At 71.0% G+C, this 15337-nt stretch carries 15 protein-coding genes; 8 read left to right on the plus strand and 7 right to left on the minus strand.

Annotated elements, in window-relative coordinates; all coding sequences use genetic code 11:
* The first annotated feature begins 45 nt into the window (after window positions 1–45).
* Window positions 46–2547, plus strand: coding sequence for a valine--tRNA ligase (gene valS / locus ACH442_RS17650; protein ID WP_396339081.1), 2502 nt, complete (start codon window positions 46–48; stop codon window positions 2545–2547).
* A 243-nt stretch (window positions 2548–2790) separates the two neighbouring features.
* Window positions 2791–3372, plus strand: a complete 582-nt coding sequence (locus tag ACH442_RS17655; protein ID WP_396339082.1) for a hypothetical protein — start codon at window positions 2791–2793, stop codon at window positions 3370–3372.
* A 30-nt stretch (window positions 3373–3402) separates the two neighbouring features.
* Here ACH442_RS17655 and ACH442_RS17660 read toward each other — a convergent pair whose 3' ends face one another.
* Window positions 3403–4179 carry a hypothetical protein gene (locus ACH442_RS17660; protein ID WP_396339083.1) on the minus strand — a complete coding sequence of 259 codons (777 nt, stop codon included), beginning with the start codon at window positions 4177–4179 and terminating at the stop codon, window positions 3403–3405.
* Window positions 4180–4230: 51 nt separating this feature from the next.
* Between ACH442_RS17660 and ACH442_RS17665 the strand changes: the two genes are divergently transcribed.
* Window positions 4231–5367: a DNA recombination protein RmuC gene (locus ACH442_RS17665; protein WP_396339084.1), complete on the plus strand. Its 1137-nt coding sequence runs from the start codon at window positions 4231–4233 to the stop codon at window positions 5365–5367.
* Here the strand turns inward: ACH442_RS17665 and ACH442_RS17670 are convergent.
* Window positions 5360–6328 carry a 4-hydroxy-3-methylbut-2-enyl diphosphate reductase gene (locus tag ACH442_RS17670; RefSeq protein ID WP_396339085.1) on the minus strand — a complete coding sequence of 323 codons (969 nt, stop codon included), beginning with the start codon at window positions 6326–6328 and terminating at the stop codon, window positions 5360–5362. The two genes, ACH442_RS17665 and ACH442_RS17670, sit on opposite strands and share 8 nt — an antisense overlap.
* A gap of 85 nt (window positions 6329–6413) precedes the next feature.
* Here ACH442_RS17670 and ACH442_RS17675 point away from each other — a divergent pair, with 85 nt between their 5' ends.
* The 4 genes from ACH442_RS17675 to ACH442_RS17690 all read left to right on the plus strand — a co-directional run bounded on the left by ACH442_RS17675 (window position 6414) and on the right by ACH442_RS17690 (window position 9017).
* Complete coding sequence (locus tag ACH442_RS17675) at window positions 6414–6884, plus strand: hypothetical protein (protein WP_396339086.1); 471 nt, start codon at window positions 6414–6416, stop codon at window positions 6882–6884.
* Between the two features lie 46 nt (window positions 6885–6930).
* Window positions 6931–7473, plus strand: a complete 543-nt coding sequence (locus ACH442_RS17680; RefSeq protein WP_396339087.1) for a hypothetical protein — start codon at window positions 6931–6933, stop codon at window positions 7471–7473.
* Between the two features lie 9 nt (window positions 7474–7482).
* Complete coding sequence (gene xseA, locus ACH442_RS17685; protein WP_396339088.1) at window positions 7483–8745, plus strand: exodeoxyribonuclease VII large subunit; 1263 nt, start codon at window positions 7483–7485, stop codon at window positions 8743–8745.
* Window positions 8746–8813: 68 nt separating this feature from the next.
* Entirely contained in the window at window positions 8814–9017 is a 204-nt protein-coding gene (locus tag ACH442_RS17690) for an exodeoxyribonuclease VII small subunit (protein ID WP_396339089.1), read from the plus strand.
* Between the two features lie 136 nt (window positions 9018–9153).
* Here the strand turns inward: ACH442_RS17690 and ACH442_RS17695 are convergent, their stop codons facing one another.
* Entirely contained in the window at window positions 9154–10020 is an 867-nt protein-coding gene (locus ACH442_RS17695) for a DUF4245 family protein (protein ID WP_396339090.1), read from the minus strand.
* Window positions 10021–10118: 98 nt separating this feature from the next.
* On the opposite strand from ACH442_RS17695, the gene glpX reads away from it, so the two are divergent.
* Window positions 10119–11159 carry a class II fructose-bisphosphatase gene (gene glpX / locus ACH442_RS17700; RefSeq protein WP_396339091.1) on the plus strand — a complete coding sequence of 347 codons (1041 nt, stop codon included), beginning with the start codon at window positions 10119–10121 and terminating at the stop codon, window positions 11157–11159.
* A gap of 49 nt (window positions 11160–11208) precedes the next feature.
* On the opposite strand, the gene ACH442_RS17705 is transcribed toward glpX, so the two are convergent.
* The 4 genes from ACH442_RS17705 to ACH442_RS17720 form a co-directional block, all read right to left on the minus strand.
* Window positions 11209–11823 carry a rhomboid family intramembrane serine protease gene (locus ACH442_RS17705; protein WP_396339092.1) on the minus strand — a complete coding sequence of 205 codons (615 nt, stop codon included), beginning with the start codon at window positions 11821–11823 and terminating at the stop codon, window positions 11209–11211.
* Between the two features lie 44 nt (window positions 11824–11867).
* A complete protein-coding gene (locus ACH442_RS17710; protein WP_396339093.1) occupies window positions 11868–12647 on the minus strand; it encodes a S1 family serine peptidase in 780 nt (259 codons plus the stop codon).
* 67 nt (window positions 12648–12714) lie between these two features.
* Window positions 12715–13425: a lytic transglycosylase domain-containing protein gene (locus ACH442_RS17715; protein WP_396339094.1), complete on the minus strand. Its 711-nt coding sequence runs from the start codon at window positions 13423–13425 to the stop codon at window positions 12715–12717.
* A 254-nt stretch (window positions 13426–13679) separates the two neighbouring features.
* Window positions 13680–15098 (minus strand): PhoH family protein, encoded by a 1419-nt coding sequence (locus ACH442_RS17720; RefSeq protein WP_396339095.1) that lies wholly within the window; start codon window positions 15096–15098, stop codon window positions 13680–13682.
* Window positions 15099–15337 lie beyond the last annotated feature (239 nt).

Here is a 15337-nt window from a genome sequence, read left to right on the forward strand (position 1 = left end):
GAAAACTCCTGGCAGTGGCCGCCGCGGCGGGCCTAGGGTGGCCGCATGACCGATACGGGAACCGGACGCCCCGGCCTCCCCGAGCGGCCGTCTCCGGACGGGCTCGAGGGCAAGTGGGCGCCGCGCTGGCAGGAGGAGGGTACGTACACGTTCGACCGGCAGAGGGGGCGGTCTGACGTGTTCGCCATCGACACCCCTCCGCCGACCGTATCGGGTGCGTTGCACATCGGGCACGTCTTCTCGTTCACGCACACCGACACGGTCGCGCGTTTCCAGCGCATGCGGGGCAAGGCTGTCTTCTACCCGATGGGGTGGGACGACAACGGCCTGCCGACCGAGCGCCGGGTGCAGAACGTGTTCGGCGTCCGCTGTGATCCGTCGTTGCCCTACGACCCGGGCTGGGAGCCGCCGGCGAGACCGCCGAAGTCGCCGATTTCGATCTCCCGGCGCAACTTCGTCGAGCTGTGTGGCCGGATGACCGCGCAGGACGAGAAGGCGTACGAGGCGGTCTGGCGCCATTTGGGTCTCTCCGTCGACTGGGGGCTGACGTATACGACGATCGGTGACCGTGCGCGGGCCGTCTCGCAGCGCGAGTTCCTGGCGAACCTGGCGCGGGGTGAGGCGTATTCGTCGGAGGCCCCGACGTTGTGGGATGTCGGTTTCCGCACCGCCGTCGCGCAGGCCGAGCTGGAGGACCGGGATCGTCCCGGTGCGTTCCACACGCTGCGGTTCCACGGGCCGGCCGGGCCGGTCGACGTCGACACGACGCGGCCGGAGCTGTTGCCGGCGTGCGTCGCGCTGGTCCACCACCCCGGTGACGAGCGCTTCGCCGGCCTGACCTCGGTCCGGTCGCCGCTGTTCGGGGTCGAGGTCCCGGTCTTCGCACATCCGCTGGCGGAGCGGGACAAGGGCACCGGTATCGCGATGGTCTGCACGTTCGGGGACCTGACCGATGTCACCTGGTGGCGTGACCTGGGCCTGGGCACCCGGGTTGTGCTGGGGCGCGACGGGCGTTTCCTGCTGGAGTCACCGGCCGGTGTCCCGCCGGAGGCGTATCGGCCGCTGGCCGGGCTGACCGTCCCGGCTGCCCGGCGCGCGATCGTCGAGCTGCTGCGCGGGTCGGGTGAGCTGGTCGGGGAGCCGCGACCGGTCATGCATCCGGTGAAGTTCTACGAGCGGGGCGAGGCGCCGCTGGAGATCGTCACGAGCCGGCAGTGGTTCCTGCGCAACGGCGGGCGGGACGCGGAGTTGCGGGAGCGCCTGCTGGCCCGGGGCCGGGAGCTGCGCTGGGTTCCGGAGCACATGCGACACCGTTACGAGCGCTGGGTCGCCGGCCTGACCGGGGATTGGTTGATCAGCCGGCAGCGGTTCTTCGGCGTGCCGTTCCCGGTCTGGTACCGGCTCGACGACGCTGGCGAGCCGGATTACGACCAGCTTCTCATACCGGACGATTCGGCACTGCCGGTCGACCCGACGTCGGACTGTCCACCCGGGTTCGACGAGTCGGCGCGGGACCAGCCGGGCGGTTTCACCGCCGACCCGGACGTCATGGACACCTGGGCCACGTCGTCGCTGACCCCGGAGATCAACGGGATCGTCCCGATGGATCTGCGGCCGCAGGGTCAGGAGATCATCCGCACCTGGCTGTTCTCGTCGATCCTGCGCGCCGAGCTGGCTCACGGGGTGCTGCCGTGGCACACCGCCATCCTGTCCGGCTGGGTCGTCGACCCGGACCGCAAGAAGATGTCGAGTTCGCTGGGCAACGTCCTGACGCCGGACCAGCCACTCGCGCGCTTCGGAGCGGACGCGGTGCGGTACTGGGCGGCGAGCGGGCGGCCGGGTGTCGACACGACCTACGACGAGGGGCAGTTGAAGGTCGGGCGGCGACTGGCGACGAAGCTGCTGAACGCGTCGAAGTTCGCGCTCGGGCTGGGCGCGGCGGAGGCGCTGCGGAAGCCGGTCGGCGAGCCGCTGGACCGGGCGATGCTGGGCCGGCTGGCCGAGGTCGTCACGACCGCGACCGAGGCGTTCGACCGGTTCCAGCACACCGAGGCGTTGCAGGCGGCGGAGACGTTCTTCTGGACGTTCTGCGACGACTACATCGAGCTGGTCAAGGATCGGGCGTATGCGGCCGGCCCGGCCGGGGACTCGGCGCGGGCCGCGCTGGCCACCGGCTTGTCCGTGCAGTTGCGGCTGTTCGCGCCGTTCCTGCCGTATGTGACGGAGGAGGTCTGGTCCTGGTGGCGGTACGGATCGGTGCACCGGGCGACCTGGCCGACGAGGTATGAACTGACCCGGGTCGCGCCGGAGAGCGAACCCGCACTGCTCGATCTGGCCGGCGACGCGCTGCGGCAGGTCCGCAAGGCGAAGTCGGACCGCAAGCTGTCGATGCGGGCGGAGGTGCCGCTGGCCGAGGCGCTCGGGCCGGGTGCGCTGCTCGATCAGCTCCAGCTGATCGACGGTGACGTCCGCGCGGCCGGCCGGATCGCCCGGCTGGACCTGCTCCGCGACCGGACCCCGGAGTTGGTGGTCGCCTGCGCGTTCTGAGGTCGAGGTCACGGGGTTTCGTGCTTTGACCGTGCCCACCCGCGGAGATCGCCCTTCCGGCCTGAGCGTTCAGGGCGCGCCAGCGCCCTGCTCAGGTCGGAAGGGTCCCCGCGGGAGCGGCGGAGGGCGACCACAGCGGACGTCGGACATGAGGCTCTTGAATGTGATCTCCGGGGGCCGGCGGAGGGGGCAAAAGCGGCGATCCCGGGAGCGGAGCCGGTGGTTCGGTCCACCATAGGAGGCATGCCGATCGCCCCGGAGGAGGTCGAGGCGCCGGCCGGGGACACCATCCTGTTCCGGTCGTCGCCGGCCCGGACGTTCGTCGCGGTGTTCGCCGTGCTGATGCTGTCGTACCTGGTGGTCTCGCCGATCGTGGGCCGGCTGGCCCAGGACACCGGCGACCCGTGGTGGGTGACCACCCTGGAGGCGGTCATCGTCGGCGGCGTGGTTGCCGCGTTCTACTCGTTGTCCGCGCGGGCCGCGCTCACTACCTGGGTCCGGGTGTCGGCCGGTGGTCTGGAACTGGCCGCTCAGGGCAGCGATCCGGTGCTGCTGGCCTGGGACGACATCGCCGCGGTGACGGTGCGCCGCAGTGGGCTGCGGACCGTGCTGGAGGTCACTCCGGTGGACATGGACACGGTCCACCCGGTGCAGGGGTCGGGCGCGGGCTGGCCGGCGCAGACGGTGACGGCGCGTGGGCCGGCGTTCGTCGCCGATCTGAGCCAGATCTGGCCGGGGCCGCGGGCGTTGCGCCGGGAGCTGACCCGGCGCCTGCACCCTTACCCGAGGCCGGCGGCGGACGTGCGCCCGCCGCAGCCTTGGTAGATCAGAAGTCGCCGCCGCAGCCCTGGTAGATCAGAAGTCGCCGCCGAAGTCGCCGCCGCCGAAATCTCCACCGCCGAAGTCGCCGCCGCCCCAGCCACCGCCGTCGCCGCCTCCGCCACCGAAGTCGCCGAGGCCGTTGGTGTCGACGTCGTTGCCGGCGTCGAAGCCGTCCTGGTAACCGTCGGCGTAGCCACCGACGTCGCCGAACGCCGGGGAGAACAGCGCGTCGAAGATCAGCATGCCGCCGAGCACGCCGGCGCCGGTGCCTAGCGCGGTCTTCCAGACCGGCTGCGAATACCACCCGGAGGGCACCGGGCGGCCCTGGACGCGACCACCGGGGTAGTAGTACGGAGTGTCGGGGCCGGGCTGCGGACCTGCCTTGTAGGCGTGGCCCTGCACACTGACCTCGCGTTCCTGGGTGAGCTGCCCGGCGCCGCGGGCCGCGGCGAGCGGGGGCAGGTCGGGGCCGGGGTCGAGGCCCATCGCGAGGCGGGCGGCCCGGACGTAGGTCAGACCCTCCAGCGACGACTCACGGGCCAGCTCGAACTGGCGGACCGATTTGGCCTGCTGCAGCTGGCCGCCGGCGGCGTTGTAGCGCTCGCTCGCGTCGGCCAGGGCCTGCCGGGCGGCCGGCTCGTCGGCGTGCAGGTTGATCACCTGGCCGCCGAGCCGTTCATACCACCTCTGGGCCTCGGCCCGGGCGTCCTCGAGCTGGGTCTGCTGGATTTTGCCGCCGCCACGCTGCATGCCGACGACGACCAGGGCGACGACCGCGACGATGGCCAGGATGAGCAACACGCCGTTCATGTTTTCCAAAGTACCCTCGGCGGTCTTGTCGTACCGGTCTGGCAATCTGCGATGGTGACGTACTCGACGCTCGGCGTGATCGTGCTCTGTCTGGCTGCCGGTGCCGCCCTGGGGTGGCTCGCCGCCCGTGCCCGGGCCGCGGCCGACATCGCCCGGCTGGAGGCGACGGTGGCCGCGACCCGCGACGGGGAGCAGCGGCTGGAGCAGTCGATGCGGGCGCTGTCCTATGAGGCGACCGCCCAGTCGCAGGAGGCGGTGGCCCGCGCCGTCGCTCCGCTGCAGGACACGCTGCGGCGCTACGAGCAGCGGGTCGCCGAGCTGGAGCGCGACCGGGTCGACGCGTATGCGGAGCTGCGGGAACAGGTGCGGGCGATGGGCGCGGTCTCCACCGAGCTGCGCGGCGAGACCCGGCAGCTGGTGTCGGCGCTGCGCACGCCGCAGGTGCGGGGCCGCTGGGGCGAGCATCAGCTGCGCCGGATCGTGGAGGCGGCCGGGCTGCTGGAGCACTGCGACTTCGCCGAGCAGGTCACCGCCGAGACCGATCATCAGGGGGTGCGGCCCGACCTGGTGGTGCGGTTGCACGGTGGCCGCAGCGTGGTGGTCGACGCGAAGGCGCCGCTGGAGGGTTACCTGTCGGCGATGGAGGCCCGCGACGAACGTGACCGGGATCTCTACCTGGATCAGCACGCCCGGCACCTGCGGGCACATGTCGACGCCCTGTCGGCGAAGGAGTATTGGAACGCGTTCGCGTCGTCGCCCGACTTCGTGGTGCTGTTCGTCCCGGCCGACCCGTTCCTGGACGCGGCGCTGCAGCGCGACCCGGTCCTGATGGAGTATGCGTTCCGCCGCAACGTCGTGCTGGCCACCCCGGCGACGCTGATCGCGATGCTGCGCACGGTCGCGTTCTCGTGGCGGCAGGAGACGCTGACCGGTAACGCGGTGGCGGTGCACGGCCTGGCGCGGGAACTCTACGGCCGGTTGTCCACGCTCGGGGAGCACGTGAGCCGGCTCGGGGTCTCGCTGAACGGGGCGGTCAGCGCGTACAACAAGGCGGTGGGCTCGCTGGAGTCGCGGGTGCTGGTCAGCGCGCGCAAGCTGGCCGAGATGGGGGTCTCGGACGAGGAGCTGGCCCAGCCACCCCAGGTCGAGGTCGCCCCGCGCCAGCCCCAGGCGCCCGAGTTCAGCTAGCGGCGGCTGCCTTCTTCATGTCGCGGCGCAGCTCCTGCGGGAGGGAGAAGGTGAGGCGCTCCTCGGCCGTGGTGAACTCGGTCACGTCCGCGAAGCCGCGCGTGGCCAGGTGCCCGAGCACCTCCATGACCAGCTCGTCGGGCACGCTGGCGCCGGAGGAGACGCCGACCGTGGTCGCACCCTCCAGCCAGGAGTCCTGGATCTCGGAGGCGTAATCGACCAGGTGGCCGGCCCGGGCGCCGGCGCCGAGGGCGACCTCGACCAGACGCACCGAGTTCGACGAGTTCGTCGACCCGACCACGATCACCACATCACACTCCGGCGCGATCTCCTTGATCACGTGCTGCCGGTTCGACGTGGCGTAGCAGATGTCGTCGCTGGGCGGCGACTGCAGCAGCGGCAGCTTCGTCTTGAGCCGGGCCACGGTCTCCATCGTCTCGTCGACCGAGAGCGTGGTCTGCGACAGCCAGACGACCTTGGACGGGTCGCGAACCACCACGTTCTCCACGTCGTCGGGGCCGTCGACGAGCTGGATGTGCGCGGGGGCCTCGCCGGAGGTGCCGATGACCTCCTCGTGCCCCTCATGCCCGATCAGCAGGATGTCGTAGTCCTCGGCGGCGAACCGCTTCGCCTCGTGGTGCACCTTCGTGACCAGCGGGCACGTCGCGTCGATGGCCTTGAGGTTGCGCTCGCGGGCCTGCTCGTGGACCTCGGGCGCGACGCCGTGCGCGGAGAAGACGACGGTGGCCCCCTCGGGCACCTCGTAGTTCTCCTCGACGAAGATCGCGCCACGGGCCTCGAGCGTGTTGACCACGTGCTTGTTGTGCACGATCTGCTTGCGCACGTAGACCGGGGCGCCGTAGAGCTTCAGCGCCTCCTCGACGGTCTGCACCGCGCGGTCGACGCCGGCGCAGTAACCACGCGGCTTGGCGAGCAACACACGTTTGCGAGCTTCAGTCACCCGGCCATGGTACGTGCCCCGCCCGGCGGCCCGCCCTCCTGCGATCAGCGCCACAGCGGTGGCGACCGGGTGGTAGACATCGCCTGTGAGGTCCTCCGCGAAGATCGCCGATCATCCGATCCCGGTGCTGTTCGGGGCGCTGACGTGCGTGTTCGGCGTGATCGGCGTCGTCTTCGTCCCGGCTGGGCTGGTGGTGCTCGCCGGCGGGCTGGCGCTGGTCTTCTGGCATCGACTGCGGCCTCCGGCCGTCTGGTCCGCCGTGGTCGCGGTGGCCGGTGCGGCGGCGGGCACGCTCGGGACTCTTGCGGTACGTACGGAGAGGCTCTGTTGCATGTTCGGCTGGACCGAGGCCCGGGGCTGGCCGTACGCGTGGCTGTCGCGCGGCGGCACCGCGGACACGCCCGGGGCGGCCCGCGAGCTGGCGGTCGCGGACGGATGGGGACCCGACCTGGGGCACCTGGTCGTGGACGTGGCCTTCTGGGCGTACGCCGGATTCCTGATCGTCGTCGTCACGAGCCTCACCCGGCGAGCCTGGCGCAGGCGCTCGAACCGTTGAGCCGTTTCGCCCCGAACGGGTGGTAATCGGCGGGATACTCGGGTTCATGACAGCCGAGCGGGACGACGGGTGGCCCTCGATCCCGACCGTGCTGCGCGTGATGGCCGGCTGGTTCCTGTCCGGCGTCGGCCTGCTCGACCTGGTGACCGGGGTCGACGGCGTCGTCTACGTGGTGTTCCACGTGATGGTGACGCTCGGCGGGGCGGTCCTGCTCGGGCTGCACCGGGTCCGGCCGAGCCCCGCCGGGTACCTGACCGCCCTGCTGGTGACCGTGGCCGGGCTCGGGACCGGGTTGCTCGTCGACACCGGGCGGTGCTGCCTCGCGGACTATCCACAGCGCCGCGGTTTCCCGTTCCCGTTCCTCGGCCTCGGCCGCGGGGTGCACGCCGACCTGCGCTATCTCGGCGCCGACCTGGTGTTCTGGGCATGTGCCGGCCTGGTCGCGACGGTGCTCGTGCGAGCCGTCGAGAAGCAGATGCCCGAGCGGCGTACGCCCGTGGACCTCGACGGATACGTCGGCCGCCACGCCGAGCCGCACGCGTACGTGGCGCAGCATCGCGCCGACGAAAATGTCGGTGGGCTGACCTAGTCTGGCCGGGTGAACGAAGCCCAGGCTGCCACCGCTCCGGCGAAGAGCGCCGCCCCGAAGAGCACGGCCGACGATCCGTGGCCGGTGCGCGTCGTCAGCCAGAAGATCGGCGCCTGGATCACCAAGCTCGGCTGGGTGTGGGTGGACGGGCAGGTCGCCCAGATCAACCGGCGGTCCGGCTCGCGCGGCTTGGTCTTCATGACCGTGCGCGACCCCGCCGCGAATCTCAGCCTCACCGTCACCACCAGTGAGGACGTGCTGGAGGCGGGCGCACCCGAGCTGGCCGAGGGCGACCGGGTGACCCTGCACGCCAAGCCGGAGTTCTACCCCGCGCGGGGCACGCTCAGCCTGCGCGCCGACGAGATCCGCCAGGTCGGCCTCGGTGAGCTGCTGCTCCGGCTGGAGCGGCTGAAGAAGCTGCTGGAGGCCGAGGGCCTGTTCGACCGTCGCCGCAAGCGCCCGCTGCCGTTCCTGCCGAACCGGATCGGCCTGATCACGGGGCAGAACACCGCCGCCGAGCGGGACGTGCTGATGAACGTACGGCGCCGCTGGCCAGGCGCCGAGTTCCGGGTCACGCACGTCGCGGTGCAGGGGCCGAGCGCGGTGGCGCAGATCCTCGGCGCGCTCAAGGTCCTCGACGAGGACGAGACCGTCGACGTGATCGTGATCGCCCGGGGCGGCGGCAGCGTGGAGGATCTGCTGCCCTTCTCCGACGAGGCGCTGTGCCGGGCCGTGTTCGCCGCGCGCACGCCGGTGGTCAGCGCGATCGGCCACGACCCGGACACCCCGCTGCTGGATTACGTCGCCGACTTCCGCGCCTCCACGCCGACCGACGCCGCCAAGCGGATCGTGCCCGACCTGGCCGACGAACTGGACCGGATCGCCGAGGCCCGCCATCGGCTGGACCGGGCAGTCCTGACGAAGATCGACCGGGAGCGGCAGCGGATCGACGCGTGGCGGTCCCGGCCGGTCCTGGCCCGGCCGGAGACCCTGGTCGAGCAGCGGTCGGCCGAGGTCACCGCGCTGCGTGACCGGGCCGTCCGCAGCCTGGAGCACCGGGTCCGGCGCGCCGACGACGAGCTGCGGCACACGCTGGCCCGGCTGCGCGCGCTGTCGCCACTGGCCACGCTGCAGCGGGGGTACGCGATCGTGCAGCGCGGGGACGGGCACGTGGTGCGGGCGGCCGGCGAGGTCGGGGCGGGCGATCCGCTGCGGATCCGGGTGGCCGAGGGCGCGGTCACGGCCGTGGTCACCGCCGGGGACGACGCATGAGCAAGCCGGCCGCGGGCGCGGAGGAGCGGACTTCTGCCGAGGGCAGCGGTCGACACGGGAGAGAGCGGATGAGCGACGAGAGTTTGAGCTACGAGCAGGCGCGGACCGAGCTGGCCGAGGTGGTCGGGCGGCTGGAGCAGGGCGGCGGGAGCCTGGAGGAGTCGCTCGCGCTGTGGGAGCGCGGCGAGAAACTGGCCGACATCTGCCAGCGGTGGCTGGACGGCGCCCGCGAACGAATCGACGCCGCCCGGGCCGCCCGCGACTCTACTTGATTGCTTCGCTTCGCTCCCCCACAAACGCCTGGTGACCGTTGAGGAGGCAGTTGTTTCCCCGACGCCGCAAACACCGCGGCGCCGGGAAACAGCTGCCTCCTCAACGGCGGCGTTTCGCCGGGGGTGTGCGGGCGGTTTACTTCAGCGAGCCGGCCAGGGCTTCGAGGTTCTGCTGTTCGGTCTTGCCGATGAGCAGGACCGTGCGGGTGCCCTCGGTGAAGATCAGCGTGGTCTCGTCCGGGCGGCCGCTGTAGACCAGCCACGAGCGGGCGTCGGTGCGGTAGGCGCCGATGCGCTTGCCTTCGTTGCCCACCTCCGCGGGGACCAGCTTGTCGGCCGGGACGGTGCTTTCCACCAGCTGGACCGGGTCGTCGCCCGGCCCGACGTAACCGATGCGCAGGGTGGCGCCGCCGGTCTCGCGCTTGAAGGTGGCCGCGGTGACCCGCCAGTCCGCGTCCAGCCCGGTGGGGGTCAGGACGGTGAAGTCCTTGGACGCCAGCTGGATCGATGAGGTGGGGTCGACGGTCAACGGCTCGTCGCCGTCGAGGACCACCCGGTAGAAGAGCAGCAGCAGCGCGATCGGCACGATCAGCACCAGCAGTGACAGCCCCATGTCGCGTGGCGAGCGGCCTTCGCGCTTGGTCAGCCGCGGTGAGGCCGGGGCCGGCTCGGCGACCGGCACGCCCGTGGCCACCGGAACGGACAGCGCGTCCACCATGTCCGAGCCGGAGCCCTGCGCCACCTCTGAGCCGCCGAGCGCGCCGGAATCGGCCTGCGCGCCCGAACCACCACCCGGAGCCGCATCGGCCTGCGCGCCCGAACCACCACCCGGAGCCGCATCGGCCCGCGCGCCCGAACCACCACCCGGGCCCGCATCCGGCCGCGCGCTCGCATCGGCCCGCGCGCCCGATCCGCCCGGCGTGCCGGAATCCGGGGTGGCCGGCGCGGGCTGGGCGGGCGCCGGGGAAGCGGTCGACAGGGGTTCGGCAGCAGCGGGTTCCACGTGCTCATTGTTAACCATGTCGCTGAACCGGGACTTGGCAGTCCTCAGGTGCCAGGATCAGGGGAACCACCAGCCCCGCAAAGACGCGAGGAGGCCGCATGCCTGCACGGGTTCCCCAGGATCTCGACCGTAACATCGCCCTCGACCTGGTCCGCGTGACCGAGGCCGCCGCCATGGCCGCCGGCCGTTGGGTCGGGCGCGGCGACAAGAACGGCGGTGACGGCGCGGCCGTCGACGCCATGCGCAAGCTCATCAACTCGATCCAGATGCGCGGGGTCGTCGTCATCGGCGAAGGGGAGAAGGACGAGGCCCCGATGCTTTTCAACGGCGAGCAGGTCGGTGACGGCACCGGACCGGAGGTGGACGTCGCGGTCGACCCGGTCGACGGCACCACGCTGATGAGCAAGGGCATGCCGGGTGCTGTCGCGGTTCTCGCGGTGGCCGAGCGCGGCGCGATGTTCGATCCGAGCGCCGTCTTCTACATGGACAAGATCGCCGTCGGGCCGGACTGCGCCGACGTGATCGACATCAACGCCGGTGCGACGGAGAACCTGCGCCGGATCGCGAGGGCGAAACGGTCCAGCGTCTCCGACGTGACGGTCTGCATCCTGGACCGGCCACGGCACGCGAAGCTGGTCGAGGAGGTCCGGCAGGCGGGCGCGAACATCAAGTTCATCTCCGACGGGGACATCGCCGGGGCGATCTCGGCGGCCCGCGCGGAGTCCGACGTGGACGTTCTGATGGGTATCGGTGGCACGCCCGAGGGCATCACCGCGGCCTGCGCGATCAAGTGTCTGGGCGGCATGATCCAGGCGAAGCTGTGGCCGCTCGACGAGTCGGAGCGGCAGAAGGCCCTGGACGGCGGCCACGACCTGGACCGGGTGCTGACCACCGACGACCTGGTCACCGGCGACAACTGCTTCTTCGTGGCGACCGGGGTGACCTCGGGTGACCTGCTCAAGGGGGTGCGTTACCGCTCGGGTGGCGCGCACACCCAGTCGATCGTGATGCGGTCGAAGAGCGGGACGATCCGGGTGATCGACTCGTATCACCGGTTGGAGAAGCTGGCCCTTTACTCCGCGGTGGACTTCGACGGGCATCTGCCGACGGTCGGGATCGGCGACGAGCCGGTCATCTGATTCCGGGCGGGGAGGTCCGGGCGTGGCCCGGGTCCCCCCGCCATCACGGTCAGCGGCGACGGAACAGGAAGGCGGCTATCAGGCCGCCGGCCAGGCCGAACGCGTGCCCCTGCCAGGAGATCGCGCGGTCGGTCGGCAGGATGTTGTAGATCTGGTACCAGTAGAGGAGCCCGATGAACGCGGCGACCGCCAGGCTCCACCAGCTGCGCTCGACGAAGCCGCGGGCGAAGAGCAGACCCAGGTAACCGAAGATCACCCCGCTGGCACCGACCACGACTGTGCCCGGGTCGCCGACGAACCAGACGCCGAGGCCGCTGACCAGCATGATCGTCACGGTCGACCAGATGAACCGGCGGGCGCCGCCGGCCAGCGCGAACGTGCCGACCAGGATGAGCGGCACCGCGTTGCCGTAGAGGTGGTCCCAGCCGTCGTGCAGGAACGGGCTGAACAGCACGCCGTCCAGCCCGTCGACCCGGCGCGGGATGATGCCGCCGGCCACGTCGAGGGTGCCGCGACCGACGGCCACGTCCAGCGCCTCGATCAGGAACAGGATCGGGATGACCCCGCACATGGTGACGAACGCGCGGCCCATGGAGGCGTAGAACGCGTCGGTGCCGAACCTCGGGGCCTGTTCGGGACGCGTGTCGGCCAGCCCGTAACTCATGACTCGATGGTCGCAGGCGCGCGGGCGACCGGCCACCCGGGCAATCAGGACAGCTTGCGGATGGCGGCGAGAATGGCCGTACGGAAATGGGAAATTTGGGTGTAGACCCCGGGATAGGCATCACGGGCGCATCCCAGTCCCCAGCTCACGATGCCGACCTGCGCCCACCTTCCCTCCTTGTCGCGCCGCACCATCGGCCCACCGGAGTCCCCCTGGCAGGTGTCGACGCCGTGCCGCCCCGCGCAGATCGAGTCCCCGGTGGCCACGGCGATCTTCGTGGGCAGGTACGCCTTGGCGCACGCATCGTCGGCGATGGTGGGAACCGTCGCGTAGTGCAGCCGCCGCTCCTGGTGCAGCGACCCTTCTTTCGTCTGCCCCCAGCCCATGACGGTGACCTCGCCGTCGTCGCTGGTCGCGTCGGGCACCAGGTCGAGGGTGGGCAGGCCGAGGTCCCGGTCGAGTTTGATCACGGCCCAGTCGTCGCCGCGGGTCTCGGTGACGAAGCCGGGCGCGCGGATCACTTCGACGGAGTGCGCGGTGACAGCTCCCTGGGCTTTCAGGTCGGCGACCCCGGCGGTCACGGTGATCTTCTGGTTCGGTCCGGTGGGTCCGACGCAGTGGCCGGCGGTGAGCACGATCCGGGGCGCGGTCAGGGCGCCGCCGCACCCCATGGAGAGCCGCACCACCCAGGGGAACTCGCCGGTCTTGGCCTCGTTGCCGCCGACCACTTCGAGGATCGGCGGGCCGCCCGTGCCCGCGCATGCCGGCACGTCGCCGCCGGCGAGCAGGACCGCCAAGGCAACCAGAGCGACATTTCGGACCATACGGGCATTTGATCACAGTGGAACGGGGCCGCGCGAAATGCCGCGCGGCCCCGTTACCCAAGCGTGCTCAGTACCAGCCGGTGCTCTCCGAGTGGTTCCACGCGCCACACGGGGTCGAGTAACGACCCTCGATGTAGTTGAGACCCCACTTGATCTGCGTGGCCGGGTTGGTCTTCCAGTCCGACGCGATCGAGGCCATCTTGCTGCCCGGCAGGGCCTGGGGAATCCCGTACGCCCCGGAGCTGCTGTTGGTGGCCTTGTAGTTCCAGCCACTCTCGCGCTTCCAGAGCTTGTCCAGGCACGGGAACTGATCGATCTTGAAGCCGGCGTCCAGCATCAGCGCGCAGCCGACACCGCGGGTGCCCGAGTACTCATTGCAGGAGGAGGGGATGTCGCCGGTGTAGGGCACCTCGGCCCCGGAGGCGGCGGCCTTCTCCTTGGCCTTCTCCTCGGCCGCCTTCTTCTTCGCGGCCTCGGCGGCGATCGACTTCACCGTGAGGGTGTGCGCCTCGGTGGCAGCGGTCTTGGCCTCGGCAGCAGCCTTGCCGGCCGCGGCGTTCTCGGCCGAGGTGCGGTGGGCGCGATCGGCGGCGTGCTCGTTCTGCCGCTGCTTCAGCAGAGCAACCTCTTCCGCGTCGGCCTGCATGACGAGGGCGGCAGAGCTGGTCTGCGGCTGCTCGTCCCGATCCTGTCCGAGGTACACACCGCCGCCGAGTCCCGCCACCAGCAGGCCGACAGACGCCGTGCGAACTCCGAGCCGGCTCCAGAGCCGATTCACGAAGATTCCCTTCGTCGGGGGCAATGACACGGCGGGCCACCGCTGGTCAGCGCAGTGGTCGTGCCGCGAGCACCGCGACCCCGCGAGGGATCTGTCCTGCCGACTGGTCGATATCCGACGTCACTGCCACGGCACGGTGCCCGCCAGACACCATGCCGTGGCGTGAAGGGGATGTGAAATGCCAACGCGGATCTGTGACTTTAGTCACCCACTTTTTCCCTACAATCGGGACAAAGACCCGCGTCGGCATCACCTCACAGGGGAATGTCCTCCAGCAGGTCCGTGACCACCTCGGCGATCGGAGAACGCTCCGAACGGGTGAGGGTGACGTGGGCGAAGATCGGATGCCCCTTCAACGCCTCGATCACCGCGGTGACGCCGTCGTGGCGGCCGACCCGCAGGTTGTCCCGCTGCGCGACGTCGTGCGTCAGGATCACCCGGGAGTTCTGCCCGATGCGGGACAGGACGGTCAGCAGCACGTTGCGTTCCAGTGACTGGGCCTCGTCGACGATCACGAAGGCGTCGTGCAGGCTGCGACCGCGGATGTGGGTCAGCGGAAGGACCTCCAGCAGGCCGCGGGCCAGCACCTCCTCGACCACGTTGCCGTGCACCACGGCGCCGAGCGTGTCGAAGACCGCCTGCGCCCAGGGCGACATCTTCTCCGACTCGCTGCCGGGCAGATAGCCCAGCTCCTGGCCGCCGACCGCGTAGAGCGGGCGGAACACGATCACCTTCTTGTGGCGGTTGCGCTCCATCGTCGCCTCCAGGCCGGCGCAGAGCGCCAGCGCGGACTTGCCGGTGCCGGCCTTGCCGCCCAGCGACACGATCCCGATCTGCTCGTCGAGCAGGATGTCCAGGGCGATCCTCTGCTCGGCGGAACGGCCGCGCAGGCCGAACGCGTCCCGATCGCCGCGGACCAGCTTCACCGTCTTGTCCGGGGTGACCCGGCCGAGCGCGGAGCCCCGGGGTGAGTGGATCACCAGGCCGGTGTGGCAGGGCAGGCTGTCGGCCTGCTCGATCTCCAGCTCGTCACCCGAGTACAGCGCGTTGACCTGCTCCTCGCCGAGCTCCAGGTCGGCCATGCCGGTCCAGGTGGGGTCACTGGCCTGGCCGTGCCGGTACTCGTCGGCGGCGATGCCGACCGAGGCGGCCTTCACCCGCAGCGGCATGTCCTTGCTGACCAGCGTGACGTCGCGGCCCTCCGCGGCCAGCCCGAGCGCCACCGAGAGGATCCGGGTGTCGTTCGAGTCGTTGCGGAAACCCTGCGGGAGCACGCTCTGGTCGGCGTGGTTGAGCTCGACGCGCAGCGTGCCGCCCTCGTCGTTGCAGAGAACGGGCTGGTCCAGCCGGCCGTGCTTGATGCGCAGCTCGTCCAGCATCCGCAGGGATTGCCGGGCGAACCAGCCGAGCTCGGGGTGGTGACGCTTGCCCTCCAGTTCGGAGATGACCACGAGCGGAACGATCACCTCGTGGTCGGCGAACCGGCGGAAGGCCGCCGGGTCGGACAGCAGGACCGAGGTGTCCAGGACGAAGACCTTGCCGGCGGGCGCCGGCTCGGCGTCCGCGTGCCTGTCCCGCACCTTGCGGCGGGAAGCAGTGGCACGGGTCTTGGTCACCTTGTCGGCCGGGTCGGAAGAAGAAGCGACACCGGCATCGGTACGGCGAGATGTCACAGGCCTGCTCCAGCGGGCGTGCAACCCGCCACCCGCGGTCCGCCACCTCCGGCCGCCGGCTCGTGCACAGGGACGGGATGCGGGCCCTGTGGCGCATGTAATCGCAGGTCCGGGCCGACCGGCTGGCCCGGGATAACCCCGTGCCATGACACAAACGCTAGCGGTCAACAGGCTCCCGCGGTAGTGCGCAAAATCGGGCACTCGCGGGTGACGCTCGCCCCACGCGAATTCCTCCGGGC

The organism is Actinoplanes sp. NPDC020271 (assembly GCF_044388125.1).
In the GTDB taxonomy this organism is placed as follows: Bacteria; Actinomycetota; Actinomycetes; order Mycobacteriales; family Micromonosporaceae; genus Actinoplanes.